The sequence below is a fragment of the Sphingobium cloacae genome, from assembly GCF_002355855.1.
Lineage (GTDB): Bacteria > Pseudomonadota > Alphaproteobacteria > Sphingomonadales > Sphingomonadaceae > Sphingobium > Sphingobium cloacae.
Map to the genome: position 1 here is coordinate 2,420,161 of NZ_AP017655.1, position 12,494 is coordinate 2,432,654.

The following is a 12,494-nucleotide window of genomic DNA, read 5'->3' on the forward strand; positions in this document are numbered from 1 at the left end:
GGCCTAGCGCCGCAGCAGGAACACCGCATGTTCGGCGAACAGGTTGGCGTTCGCGTGGGTGGTCTCGCGATCCCCTTTCAGGAACCATTGCCCGTCGATGGTCCAGCCGCGTTCCTTCACCAGCGCGCGGAAATCATCGACGGTGACATGGTGGATGTTGAGCGTGTCATACCAGGTGTCGGGCAGCAGGCGCGTCACCGGCATCCGCCCGCCCCACATCAGCGACAGCCGCCCGCGCCAATGCGCGAAATTGGGGAAGGAGACGAAGGCCTGCCTGCCGATCCGCAGCAGCTCCTCCACCACGCGGTCGGGCCGCCGGGTCGTCTGGAGCGTCTGGCTGAGGATCGCATAGTCGAAGCTCTGGTCGGGATAATAGGCAAGGTCGCTGTCCGCGTCGCCCTGCACCACCGAAAGCCCGCGTCCCACGGCGGCGGCGACATTATCCCCGTCGATCTCCAGACCACGCGCGTCCACCTGCTTCGCGTCGCGCAGCGCCGCCATCAGCGCGCCGTCGCCGCAGCCCACGTCCAGCACCCGCGCGCCCGACGCCACGGTGCGGGCGATGAGGGCGAGGTCGGGGCGCAACGCCGCCCCGCTCAAGCGCGGCCTCCGCGCAGGAAGCCGTCGACCACCCGGTTGAGTTCGGGACATTCGAGCAGGAAGGCGTCATGGCCGAAGGGGCTGGAAAGCTCCACGAAGCTCGCCTGCGCGCCCGAAGCGTTGAGCGCATGGACGATCACCCGCGATTCCGCCGTGGGATAGAGCCAGTCCGTATCGAAGCTGACGAGGCAGAAGCGCGCCTTGCTGGCGGCGAAGGCGCGGGCCAGCGATCCGCCATGATCCTCGGCTATGTCATAATAGTCCATGGCGCGGGTGATGTAGAGATAGCTGTTGGCGTCGAACCGCTCGACGAAGCTCAACCCCTGATGGCGCAGATAGCTTTCCACCTGGAAATCGGCGTCGAAGCCGAAGGTCTTCGCCTCCCGCCCTTGCAGGCGCCGCCCGAATTTCTCGGTGAGGCCCGCTTCGGACAGATAGGTGATGTGCGCCGCCATGCGCGCGACGGCAAGGCCCGCTCCAGGCACGATGCCGTCCGCGTAATAATCGCCGCCGCGCCAGTGGGGGTCGGCCATGATCGCCTGCCGCCCGACTTCGTGGAAGGCGATATTCTGGGCGCTGTGCCGCGCCGTGGAGGCGATGACGATGCAGCTTTCGACGCGTTCGGGGAAAATGGTGGGCCAGGTGAGCGCCTGCATGCCGCCCATCGAACCACCGATGACAGTCGCAAGCCGGTCCACGCCCAGATGATCGAGCAGCATCGCCTGCGCCCGCACCATGTCCGCTATGGTGATGACGGGGAAACGCATGGCATAGGGTTCGTTCGTCGCCGGGTCGATGCTGGCAGGGCCGCTGGAGCCGAGGCAGGAGCCGATGACGTTGGCGCAGACGATGAAATGACGCGCGGGATCGATGGGCTTGCCCGCGCCTACCAGTCTCCACCACCAGCCGGGCTTGCCCGTCACCGGATGTTCGGACGCGACATATTGATCCATCGTCAGCGCATGGCAGATCAGGATGACGTTGGAACGGTCCGCGTTCATCGCGCCATAGGTTTCATAGGCGATGTCGACCGGACCCAGCATCGCGCCGCTGTCCAGCCGCAGGGGGCCATCAAGACGCACCTGACGGCGAAGGCCGAAGCGGCTGTCTTCATGCGTGGGGATGCTGGCCATGGTCCTGGCCGGGCTAGGACGGCGGCCCGCCCCTGTCAAATGCAAAGCGGCGGGTCTGGATGCCGCCGCCGGGGCGCGCTAAGAGAAGCGGCATGACCGACATGCAGAGCATCCCCCTCATCGCCTATGGCCCGCTGTCCGACTATCTGATGGCGGGCCTCAAGAGCCGCTTCGATGTGCTGGAGGTCGCCGCCGACGCCGATCCGGGGTCGCTCGATCCCGCCGCGAAGGAAGCGCGCGCGCTGGTGAGCTTCGGCGCGGTGGGCGCGGGCGCGGCGATCATGGACGCGCTGCCGAAGCTGGAGATGATCGGGCTGTTTTCCGTGGGCTATGACAAGGTGGACGTGGACCATGCCCGCGCCAGGGGCATCCGCGTCAGCAACACGCCCGACGTGCTGACCGACGACGTGGCGGACCTGGCGGTGGGGCTGCTGTTCGCGACGATGCGCAACATCGCGGCCTATGACCGGATGGTGCGGTCGGGCGCATGGGCGCGCGGCGAAGGCGTGCCGCTTTCCACGCGGATCACCGGGCGGAAGATCGGCATATTGGGCCTCGGCCGCATCGGCCGCGCCATCGCCGCGCGGCTGGAGCCGGTAGCGGGCGAGATCCTCTATCACAACCGCCACCCGCAAGCGGATGCGCCCTATCGCTATGTCGCCGACCGGATCGACTTCGCGCGGCAGAGCGACGTCATCATGGTCGCGACCTCCGGCGGGGCGGAAGCGGCGAAGCTGGTGGACGGGGATATGCTGGAGGCGCTGGGGCCGGGCGGCGTGATCGTCAATATCAGCCGGGGCAGCGTGATCGACGAGGATGCGCTGGTCGCGGCGCTGGCGGACCGGCGCATCGCGGGCGCGGGACTGGACGTGTTCGCCCATGAACCGCATGTGCCGCAAGCGCTGTTCGCGATGGACCATGTGGTGCTCAATCCCCATCAGGGGAGCGCGACGGTCGAAACGCGGCAGGCGATGGCCGATCTGGTGCTCGCCAATCTGGATGCCTGGTTTGCGGGAGAGGATTTGGTGACGCCCGTGGCGTGAGGACGCGATCGGGTAGCGGGAGTCCGGGGTGGAGACGGACTTGGGGTGGAGGGCCCTTCGACTTCGCCCAGGACAGCTTCGCCAAGCTCAGCCCTAACGGCCCGAATATCCGTAATCCGCCCGGAACCGGCCCATCGAAGCCTGCCGATCCATCGCGTCATTTCCCGCCGCCAGATGCTTCCATCCGGCTCCGATTCCCTCTAAAGCCGCCGCCATGACGAAACCTGCTCCCAAGGAATGGATAGTCGGCATCTCCGCTTATGTGCCGGGCAAGGCCGCGTCCGACGATGGCCGCCCGCTCATCAAGCTGTCCGCCAATGAAAATCCGCTCGGCACCTGCGCGGCGGCGAAACAGGCCATGGCGGCCACCGCCGCCGACCTCGCCATCTATCCCGATCCCGCCGCGACGAAGCTGCGCGAGGCGATCGCCGCGGCGCATGGGCTGGACCCGGCGCGGGTCGTCTATGGCACCGGGTCGGACGAGCTGCTCCATCTGGCCGCGAGCGGCTATGCCGGGCCGGGCGACGAAGTGCTGTTTCCGCGCCATTCCTTCGCGGTCTACGAGATCGCGGCGCGGCGCGTGGGAGCAACGCCGGTGGTGGCGCCCGACCGGGACTATACGACCGATGTGGACGCGCTGCTCGCCGCCGTGACGGCGCGGACGAAAATCGTCTATGTCGCCAATCCCAACAATCCGACCGGCACCATGGCCCCGCGTTCGGAGATCGCGCGGCTGCATGCGGGGCTGCGGCCCGACATATTGCTGGTGCTGGATCAGGCCTATGCCGAATATCTGGAAGCCGATGAGGATGACGACGGGCTGGAGCTGGCGAAGGGCGCGGCCAATGTGCTGGTTACGCGCACCTTTTCGAAGATTCACGGGCTGGCCGCGGAGCGCATCGGCTGGGGCTATGCCAGCGCCGAGGTGGTGGACATCCTCCACCGGATCCGGGGTCCGTTCAACGTGACCAGCGGCGGACAGGCGGCGGCGGCGGCGGCCATCGGCGATGCGGACTGGATCGCGGCCAGCCGCGCGCATAACCGGCGGTGGCGCGCATGGCTGACGGATGAAGTCGCGGCGCTTTCCAATCATGGCCTGCGCGCGGTGCCGAGCAAGGCGAATTTCCTGCTGATCCTCTTCGACGGCAGGCTGACGGCGGAGGCGGCGATGAAGGGACTGATGGAGGAAGGCTTCGCGACGCGCTGGCTGGGCGGACAGGGCATGGCGAACGCCCTGCGCATCACGATCGGCACGGAAGACCAGCTCCGTATCGTCGCGGCCAGGCTGCGCGCCATGGCGGAAGCGGCCTGACCGTGCTGCCCTTCGCGCGCGTCACCATCATCGGGCTGGGCCTGATCGGATCGTCGCTGGCGCGCGCGATCCGGCAATATATGCCGACGGTGCGCGTCACGGGCCATGACGCCGACCCGCAGGTGCGGGACGTGGCGCGGGCCATCGACCTGTGCGACGACATCGCCGACACGGCGGGCGCGGCGGTGACGGATGCCGATCTGGTCGTGCTGTGCGTGCCGGTGCGGGCGATGGGCGCGGCGGCGGCGGATTTCGCCGACGACCTGCCCGGCGACGCCATCGTCAGCGACGTGGGATCGTGCAAGGCCGATGTGCTGGCGCAACTCAGCGCGGCGCTGCCGGGGCACGCGATCATTCCCGCGCATCCGGTCGCGGGGACGGAGAATAGCGGGCCGGAAGCGGGCTTCGCCACGCTGTTCCAGGGCCGCTGGTGCATCGTCACCCCGCCCGCCGGGGCCGATCCCACGGCGGTCGAGCGCGTGGCGGAGTTCTGGCGGCGCGTGGGCGCGGAGGTGGAGACGATGGAGCCGGCGCATCATGACCTGGTGCTGGCGGTGACGAGCCATCTGCCGCACCTGATCGCCTATACCATCGTCGGCACGGCCAGCGACCTGGAGGATGTCACCCAGTCGGAGGTCATCAAATATTCGGCGGGCGGCTTCCGCGATTTCACCCGGATCGCGGCGTCCGATCCGACCATGTGGCGCGACGTGTTCCTCGCCAACAAGGATGCCGTGCTGGAGATGCTGCAACGCTTCTCCGAGGATCTGTCCGCGCTGCAACGGGCGATCCGCTGGGACGACGGGGATGCGCTGTTCAACCTCTTCACCCGCACCCGCGCCATCCGCCGCTCGATCATCGAGCAGGGGCAGGACGATCCCAAGCCCGATTTCGGGCGCAAGCATTAGGATCGGGTCAGGCGTTCAGCGCATTGATCGCGGCATGGACCCGCGCCTCGGCTTCCTTGCGGGGAAGGCCGGGGGGGACTGTTTCCCCCACCTTGTACGTGATGATGCCGGAGCGCTTGAGGAAACGGCCGCGCGGGGACAGGCGTCCGCTGTCCACCGCGATGGGAACGACCGGCAGGCCCAGTATCGCATAGAGCCCCGCGAAACCGGCGCGGAGCGGCGGCGCTTCCCCATGGGGGACGCGGGTGCCTTCGGGGAAGAGGCAGATAGGGCGGCCTGCCGCATTCGCCTGCCGCGCGGCGGCGCGCAGGGCGCGCAGGGCGCTGGCCCCGGCGCTGCGCTCCACCGGCAGCAGGCCATAATCGCGCGCCAGCCCGCCCCAGAGCGGTATGTCGAGCAGCTCGCGCTTGGCCGCGATGGCGGGGCGATCGAACAGGCAGAGCAGGTCGATCGTCTCGAACATGGATTCATGCTTGAGGATGTAGAGATAGGCCCCCTGCGGCAGATCGCCCTCCACCCGCACCCTCTGCCCCAGCAACCAGCGCACGCAGCGGCGATGGAAGCGGCTCCACGCCGCCGCGACGGACAGGACGGCGCGGGGCGCGATCCAGTGCGCGATGATCGCCGTCAGCACGAACAGCAGCGATCCGCCGTAAAAGACGAGGAGGAAGGCGAGGGAACGCAGGGCGGTGATGACGATCATGGCCGTCAGATGCCGATCAGCGCGGCGGCGCGCCGCAGCAGATATTTATTATATTCCCGCGCCAGCACGGTGAGGCTGGGGCGGCTGGGCACCGCGTCGTAGACGATGGTGACGCGCCCCGGCAGCGCCTGCCGCAATTCCAGCGCGGAACGGCGCATGTGCCAGTCGGTCGTGATGAGCCGCACGGTGCGATAGTCGCGCCGCTCCAGCCAGCGGGCGGTTTCGATGGCGTTGGAGCGCGTGTCGATGGCTTCGCGGCCGAGCGTGATGCAGCAGGTGAAGAGTTCTTCCGGCGTCTTGTACTCCGCCGCCAGTTCGGCCGGGCGGACGGAACGGTCGACGCCGGAGATCAGCATCCGCTTGGCCGCGCCCTCCTGCAACAGCGCGAGGCCCCGGTCGATGCGCCCCGCCCCGCCGGTCAGCACGACGATGGCGTCGGTCGGCCTGCCGTCCATCGGGCGCGGCAGGAAGATCGCGAACCAGGCGAAACCCAGCATCCACGCCAGGATCGACACGGCGAGGAGCCGGACGATCACAGCAGCCGTCCCAGCGACCGCAGCACGGTCCAGCGCGCCGCCAGCATGGCGAGCAGCACGCCGCCCACCGGCAGCGCGGCCAGCACCGCCCAACTGCTCCACGGCAGATGCACCGCGCCCAGCAGTTCCGATCCGGTCGCGATCAGCCGCGCGCCCAGCAGCAGGATGACGCCGGCGGCGATGACAAAGCCCAGCAGGCTGCCCAGCATGGCGTCGAGCGCGATGCGCCGCTGGAACAGGCGGGCGATCTGCACATCGGTCGCGCCCATGAGGTGCAGCACCTCGATGGTGCCGCGATGGCTGTCATGCGCCCCGCGCGCCGCCAGCACCACCACCGCGCCGGTCGCCAGCGCCATCAGCAGCACGATCCCGACCGCCAGCCATCCGAGCGCGGACAAAAGCCCCGCGAGCGGCAGCAGGAAGGCGGCATGGGGTTCGACCCGGATCTTGGGCGACAGGCCGGAAAGCAGGCGGCGCAGGCGGTTCACCTTCGCATCCGCCTCCCCTGCGGTCAGGGTAACGTCGATCAGGGCGGGGATAGGCAGGTCGCCGCTCGACGCATCCTCGCCCAGCCAGGGGCGGAGCTGGTCCGACAGCGCGGCGGGATCGACGGGCTTGACGCCCGCCACGCCGTCCGCGCCGCGCAAGGCCTGCGCGACGCGTGCGCTCAGGCGTTCGCGCGCTGGCCCATCGGCTTCCACGATCTGCACCGTCGCCCGCCCAGCAAGGTCCGCGCTCATCGAGCGGACCGCCGCGCCCAGCCCCAGGCCGGCGGCGGCGGCGAGCACGGTCAGGAACATCATGATCGCGATGATCCACGGCATCGGCCCCGCGACCCGGCCTTCGGGCAGCAGGCGGTGGCGTGCTGCTGCGGCGGCGCGGCGATCCATGCGCCCGCTCATCCGCCATGGCCCTGCGGACGGGGCGGATAGCGCAGCGCGCCGGTCGGGTCCGCCAGCCGTCCCCTGTCCAGCCGCATCATCTGCGCGCCCGCCACCTGCCCCATCAGCGGCAGGTCGTGGGTCGCGACGACGATGGTGGTGCCCAGGCGATTGAGCGCCTCGAACAGGGTGAGGAGGCGGCTCGCCATGTCGGGATCGACGTTACCGGTGGGCTCGTCCGCCACCAGTATCTCCGGCCGGGCGATGACGGCGCGGGCGATGGCGACGCGCTGCTGCTCCCCGCCCGAAAGGGTCGCGGGCCGCGCCTGTCCCCGGTCGCCCAGCCCCACCCAGTTCAGCATTTCGGTCACGGGGGCGTCGACCTCGCCCTCCTCCATGCCCGCGACGCGCAGGGGCAGGGCGATATTGTCATAGGCCGACAAATGGGGGACGAGGCGGAAATCCTGGAAGACGACGCCGATGCGGCGGCGGAAGCCGGGCAGGCGCTTGCGGGGCAGCGTCACCACATCCTCCCCGAACAGGCGGATGACGCCGCGATTGGGCCGCTGGGCCAGATAGAGCAGCTTCAGCAGCGACGTCTTGCCCGCGCCCGACGCGCCGGTCAGGAAATAGAAGCCGCCGCCGTGCAGCGTGAAGCTGATGTCGGACAGCGTTTCGCTATCCAGCCCGTAGCGCAGGCCGACATTTTCGAACTGGACGATGGCCGACATGATCTGAAAAACCGGCGCTCGCGCGCTCCCTTGTGCCCCTGACATGCAGCCATGGCACAGCGGGCGGCCCGCCGTAAAGCCCGCGCCGCGCCACCGCGCGAGTCGCGATCGATGCCGCCCGCCGGTTTTGACCGCTTGCGCGCGAGTCGAAGCCATGGCTATGAAGCGGAATGATCCTGCTGTGTCCCCAATGCGCGACGCGCTATATCGTGCCGGACAGCGCCGTCGGCCCGAACGGCCGCCAGGTCCGCTGCGCCGCCTGCAAGCATAGCTGGTTTCAGGACGGTCCCGCCCTTCCGCCGCGCGAGGAAGCGCCCGCCCCGCCCGCACCCGCCCTGCGCGAAGAGCCGCCGGCCGCCGCAGCGCCGCCGCCGCCTCCCCCGCCGGTCGCTCCGCCCGAACCGGACCCCGCGTCCGCCGAGGCGCAGGCGGAGCAGCAGCAGTCCGTTACACCTCCCGTGACCGAAGACGCCGCCGAGGCCGGACCGGCGGACGAACAGGCCGCGCCGCCGCCTGCCCCGGCCTATGCCGCGCCGGACAATCGTTTCGACCCCGTCCATGGGCGCGCGCCGGCCGAAGCCGCCGGGCAGAGCCAGTTCGATGCCGCCCCGCCGTTCAAGCCGCGCCGCAATCCGCTCAAGCTGGCGACTTACGCCGCTATCGCCTTCTGCCTGGCCGTCGCGGCGGCAGGCGGCGCCCTATATTATTTCGGCGCGCCCAGCTGGGCCGTGAGCCTGGGCCTTGCCCCGGACGAGAGCGATCCCGACCTGCTCTTTTATCTTTCCAAGCCCGCCGAACGGCGCAAGCTGCCCACCGGCGAGGAATATTTCGCCTTCGGCGCGCGGATCGTGAACAGCGGCAAGCAGGCGCTGCCCGTGCCGCCGGTGCTGGTGCAACTGCGCGACCGCCAGAACCGCCTCGTCTTCAGCTGGACGACCAAGGCGGACAAGGCTCGGCTCAAGCCCGGCGAGGAAGCGTCGATCAATGAAAGCCGGATCGACATTCCCAAGAACGCCGAAAACCTGTCGCTGACCTTCGTGCAGTAAAAGGGTCAGATCTCGATCTGGCGCAGGGCATGATGACCGGGGCGGGTGAACAGCTGGCCCCGCTCCGCCCAGAAGACGATGGCCAGCGCCGCGCAGCCGAAACAGGCCATGCCCAGCGCCAGCGGAAGCACGGTTCCATCATAGGCAAGGCCGATGAGGCTGCCCAATGTCGCCGAGATTGCCGTCGTCAGGAAGGACTGGAAGGAAGAGGCGATGCCCGCGCCTTTCGAAAATGGCTCCATCGAAATGGCGCTGAAATTGGACGCGGTGAAGGCGATGCTCAGCATCGTCAGCGATTGCAGCACCAGAAAGACAGGCAGGCTTTCCCACCCCGCCTTGATGACCCCGACATGCAGGGCGCAGATCAGGATGAAGGCGATCAATGCGCCCTGGCTCAATCGCCGCGCGCCAAAGCGCGACACCAGACGGCTGTTGATGAGGCTGCCCAGCCCCATGCTGCCCGCCATGACGGCGAAGGCGACGGGGAAGATCGCCTGCGCATCGAACGTGTCGAACATGATCTGCTGCACCGACAGGATGAAGCCGATGAGGCCGCTCATGGCCACGCCGCTCGCCAGCATATAGCCGATCACGCTGCGATGGGTGATGATCCCGCCCACACCGCGCAGCACATTGCGGGCGCTGATGGCGATCCGGTTTTCTGGCCTGAGCGTTTCGGGCAGGCGCGCCAGCATCCATAGCAGGACCATGGCCGCCAGCAGCGCCAGCGTCCAGAATATCCACCGCCATGGCGCGATCCAGAGGATCGCCTGCCCCATGCCGGGGGCCATGACCGGGATCAGGATGAACACCGCGAAGATCAGCGACATGACCCGCGCCATCGCATCCCCGCGGAAACGGTCGCGGATGATGCTCACGGTGATGACCCGGCTGGCCCCGGCGAAGAAGCCCGCGCAGGTCCGTCCGATCAGCAGCATGGCAAAGCTGTGCGCCCCCGCGCAGGCCACGGAGGACAGGATGAACAGCGCCATCGCGCTTCCCAGCACCCGCTTGCGTCCATAACGGTCGGACAGGATGCCGAACAGCAGCGACCCGACGCCCAGGCCCAGGAAATACATGCTGATGATGAGCTGACGGTCATTGGGATGGGGGATGCGGAGATCCCGCCCGATGTCCGGCAAGGCAGGCAGCATCGGATCGATCGACAGCGCGTTCATCGCCATCAGGCAGGCGCACAGGAGCACGAATTCGCGGAAATGCATGTCTTTGGAAGGCGCCGCCATGTTTTCCGGAGGAGTCTGGGTCATGGACGGCCTATGGGGACAATCGGCGGGCCGCGCCACCTTTATCTGCCCCCGGCGAAGGGGGCGTTAACCGTGAAAGCGCCGATCGCATCGGACGGAAAAAGCGATGCGCGACAATGGCGTTAACCATTTTTTATCCCCTGCCGGTCCAGTTTCCCTCCTGTTGCAAACCGTTTGGGTCCAATCCTTCGAGGGGGGAGGTCGATTATGGCGAATGGTATCAAGAGCGCGCGGTTCCTGATGGAAAGCCGTCTGGCGGACGCCGCGCGCGGGTCAGCGGAAGATTGTTTCGAACTGGGCGTGGCCTATAGCTGCGGCACGGGCGGCATGCCCATCGATCTGGTCGAGGCGCATAAATGGTTCAACCTCGCCGCGCTCAACGGCAGCGAGGAAGGACAGACCATGCGCGCCGAAATCGCCGAGGAAATGACCGCGCGCGAGATCGCCGAGGCGCAGCGCCAGGCCCGCGCCTGGATCGCCGCGACGCAGCTTCGCGCCGCCTGATCCTTTTCAGCCTTCCTTCTTGAACGGCATATGTTCGTTCAGCCAGAGCCGGTCGCGCTGCACTTCGCGGCGCTCGGCGGCGAGGAAGTCCGCCACGGCGCGGCGGAAACCGGCGTTCGGAATGAAATGCGCGGAAAAGGTCGGTTGCGGCGCATAGCCCCGCGCCAGCTTGTGCCCGCCCTGCGCGCCCGCCTCCACGCGGGAAAGACCCCGGGCGATGGCCACGTCTATGGCCTGATAATAGCATAGTTCGAAATGGAGGTTCGGCACCTCCTGCGTGCAGCCCCAATAGCGGCCGTAGAGCGTGTCCGCGCCAATGAGGTTGAGCGCGCCCGCGATCGGCGTCCCGTCCCGCAGCGCCAGCATCAGCAGCACGCGATCCGCCATCCTCTCCCCCAGCAGGGAGAAGAAGGCGCGGGTGAGGTAAGGACGGCCCCATTTGCGCGCGCCGGTGTCCTGGTAGAAGTCCCAGAACATGTCCCAATGGGCCTCGCGGATGTCCTCGCCGGTCAGGTGGACGATCTTCAGCCCCTTGACGGCGCGCTCGCGTTCCTTGCGGATATTCTTCCGTTTGGCGCTGGACAGGCTGACGAGGAAGTCGTCGAAATCGCGATAGCCATGGTTGGTCCAGTGGAACTGGCTGTCCTCGCGGATCAGCCATCCCGCCGCCTCGAACAGCGGCACCTGCTCCCGTTCGACGAAGGTCGCATGGGCCGACGACAGGCCGTTGCGCTCCACCAGCGTTTCGATCCCCGCGATCAGCGCGGGGGCGAGCGCCGCGTCGCGCAGCAGCAGGCGCGGTCCGGGGACGGGGGAGAAGGGCGAGGCGATCTGGAGCTTGGGATAATAATCGCCGCCCGCCCGCTGCCAGGCGTCGGCCCAGCTATGATCGAACACATATTCGCCCTGGCTGTGCGATTTGGCGTAGACTGGCGCGGCGGCGGCGATGCGCCCGTCCGCTCCGTCGATCAGCAGCGGCAGCGATTGCCAGCCGGTGTCCAGCCCGACGCTGCCGGACTCTTCCAGCGCCGACAGGAAATCCCAGCTGACGAAGGGATTGGCGGCTCCGGCGCAGGCATCCCATTCATCGCGAGGCAGGGTCGCCACGCCTTCCACCACGCGCGCGACCATCTCAGCCATCGACGCGCTCGAAGATGATCTGGTCGGCATGGGCGGCGGCGCGGGCGCGGTCGGCGGCGCTGCGGACGGTCCATGTCAGCACGGGCAGGCCCCTTTGGCGGAAGGCGGCGGCGAAGGGCGATGGCAGGTCGCGAATGTCACAGGCGATGAAATCGGGTCGCGCAAGCGCCAGCGCAAGGGCCCGCTCGATCCAGCCGCGCCATTTCGGCTTGTCCTGCTGCGTCACCACCAGCCCGCGCACGGCATCGGGCGCGTGACGCGCGAACCAGCGCATCGCCAGCGGGTGGAAGGACATGACCGCCACCGAGGGCGCGGAGGAACGGGCCAGCGCATCGGCCACCGCCGCGCAGAGCGGGGCGATGTCCCGGCCATGGTCGATCTTGATCTCGACCAGCAGCGGCGTGCCGTCCGCGCATCGATCCAGCAGGGTGGAGAGGCGCGGCACGCCGCCGCCGTCGCGCAGGGCGATGCTCTCCAGCTCCGCCGCGCCGCGTTCCGCGACCGGGCCGGACGCCGCCGTCATCCAATCGAGCTTCGCGTCGTGGAAAACCATCGCCACGCCGTCGCGGCTGAGGCGGACGTCGCATTCGATGCCGTAACCGCCCGCGATGGCGGCGTCGAAGGCCGTCATGCCGTTTTCGCTGACCCCCGCCCCGTGCAGCCCGCGATGGGCGAAGGGACGGGCGGTCAGG

The 12,494-nt window shown here is 68.4% G+C and carries 14 protein-coding genes; 5 read left to right on the forward strand and 9 right to left on the reverse strand.

The genetic code is table 11. From position 1 onward, the window contains the following. Positions 1–3: 3 nt before the first annotated feature. Positions 4–651: a methionine biosynthesis protein MetW gene (gene metW / locus SCLO_RS12090; RefSeq protein ID WP_407695308.1), complete on the reverse strand. Its 648-nt coding sequence runs from the start codon at positions 649–651 to the stop codon at positions 4–6. After that, entirely contained in the window at positions 597–1,733 is a 1,137-nt protein-coding gene (gene metX, locus SCLO_RS12095; RefSeq protein ID WP_066517835.1) for a homoserine O-acetyltransferase MetX, read from the reverse strand. The genes metW and metX overlap by 55 nt, the downstream gene beginning before the upstream one ends. A 92-nt stretch (positions 1,734–1,825) precedes the next feature. On the opposite strand from metX, the gene SCLO_RS12100 reads away from it, so the two are divergent. From SCLO_RS12100 to SCLO_RS12110, 3 genes are all read left to right on the forward strand, one after another. Continuing rightward, positions 1,826–2,776 (forward strand): 2-hydroxyacid dehydrogenase, encoded by a 951-nt coding sequence (locus tag SCLO_RS12100; protein WP_083949094.1) that lies wholly within the window; start codon positions 1,826–1,828, stop codon positions 2,774–2,776. Between the two features lie 214 nt (positions 2,777–2,990). Then, on the forward strand, positions 2,991–4,088 hold the full coding sequence (hisC, locus tag SCLO_RS12105) for a histidinol-phosphate transaminase (protein WP_066517832.1): 1,098 nt from the start codon (positions 2,991–2,993) through the stop codon (positions 4,086–4,088). Positions 4,089–4,090: 2 nt separating this feature from the next. Beyond that, positions 4,091–4,996: a prephenate/arogenate dehydrogenase family protein gene (locus tag SCLO_RS12110; RefSeq protein WP_066517831.1), complete on the forward strand. Its 906-nt coding sequence runs from the start codon at positions 4,091–4,093 to the stop codon at positions 4,994–4,996. Positions 4,997–5,003: 7 nt separating this feature from the next. Here the strand turns inward: SCLO_RS12110 and SCLO_RS12115 are convergent, their stop codons facing one another. Genes SCLO_RS12115 through ftsE form a run of 4 tightly spaced genes read right to left on the reverse strand, consistent with a single transcriptional unit; the run spans position 5,004 to position 7,847 of the window. Then, positions 5,004–5,699, reverse strand: a complete 696-nt coding sequence (locus SCLO_RS12115; protein WP_066517829.1) for a lysophospholipid acyltransferase family protein — start codon at positions 5,697–5,699, stop codon at positions 5,004–5,006. Between the two features lie 5 nt (positions 5,700–5,704). Next, complete coding sequence (locus SCLO_RS12120) at positions 5,705–6,235, reverse strand: YdcF family protein (RefSeq protein ID WP_066517828.1); 531 nt, start codon at positions 6,233–6,235, stop codon at positions 5,705–5,707. After that, the gene (locus SCLO_RS12125; protein ID WP_066517826.1) at positions 6,232–7,137 is read right to left on the reverse strand and encodes a cell division protein FtsX; all 906 of its coding nucleotides are present in this window, start codon (positions 7,135–7,137) and stop codon (positions 6,232–6,234) included. The genes SCLO_RS12120 and SCLO_RS12125 overlap by 4 nt, the downstream gene beginning before the upstream one ends. Further along, positions 7,134–7,847 carry a cell division ATP-binding protein FtsE gene (gene ftsE, locus SCLO_RS12130; RefSeq protein WP_066517824.1) on the reverse strand — a complete coding sequence of 238 codons (714 nt, stop codon included), beginning with the start codon at positions 7,845–7,847 and terminating at the stop codon, positions 7,134–7,136. Before ftsE ends, SCLO_RS12125 begins: the two co-directional genes overlap by 4 nt. A 170-nt stretch (positions 7,848–8,017) precedes the next feature. Between ftsE and SCLO_RS12135 the strand changes: the two genes are divergently transcribed. Continuing rightward, the gene (locus SCLO_RS12135) at positions 8,018–8,893 is read left to right on the forward strand and encodes an MJ0042-type zinc finger domain-containing protein (RefSeq protein WP_066517819.1); all 876 of its coding nucleotides are present in this window, start codon (positions 8,018–8,020) and stop codon (positions 8,891–8,893) included. Between the two features lie 5 nt (positions 8,894–8,898). Here SCLO_RS12135 and SCLO_RS12140 read toward each other — a convergent pair whose 3' ends face one another. Beyond that, positions 8,899–10,161 carry a multidrug effflux MFS transporter gene (locus SCLO_RS12140; RefSeq protein WP_066517817.1) on the reverse strand — a complete coding sequence of 421 codons (1,263 nt, stop codon included), beginning with the start codon at positions 10,159–10,161 and terminating at the stop codon, positions 8,899–8,901. 204 nt (positions 10,162–10,365) lie between these two features. Between SCLO_RS12140 and SCLO_RS12145 the strand changes: the two genes are divergently transcribed. Continuing rightward, positions 10,366–10,662, forward strand: coding sequence for an SEL1-like repeat protein (locus SCLO_RS12145; protein WP_066517815.1), 297 nt, complete (start codon positions 10,366–10,368; stop codon positions 10,660–10,662). A gap of 6 nt (positions 10,663–10,668) precedes the next feature. On the opposite strand, the gene SCLO_RS12150 is transcribed toward SCLO_RS12145, so the two are convergent. Together SCLO_RS12150 and SCLO_RS12155 are read right to left on the reverse strand one after the other, a co-directional pair. Next, the gene (locus tag SCLO_RS12150; protein ID WP_066517813.1) at positions 10,669–11,802 is read right to left on the reverse strand and encodes a GNAT family N-acetyltransferase; all 1,134 of its coding nucleotides are present in this window, start codon (positions 11,800–11,802) and stop codon (positions 10,669–10,671) included. Beyond that, the gene (locus tag SCLO_RS12155) at positions 11,795–12,433 is read right to left on the reverse strand and encodes a glycerophosphodiester phosphodiesterase family protein (protein WP_231923413.1); all 639 of its coding nucleotides are present in this window, start codon (positions 12,431–12,433) and stop codon (positions 11,795–11,797) included. Before SCLO_RS12155 ends, SCLO_RS12150 begins: the two co-directional genes overlap by 8 nt. Positions 12,434–12,494: the final 61 nt, after the last annotated feature.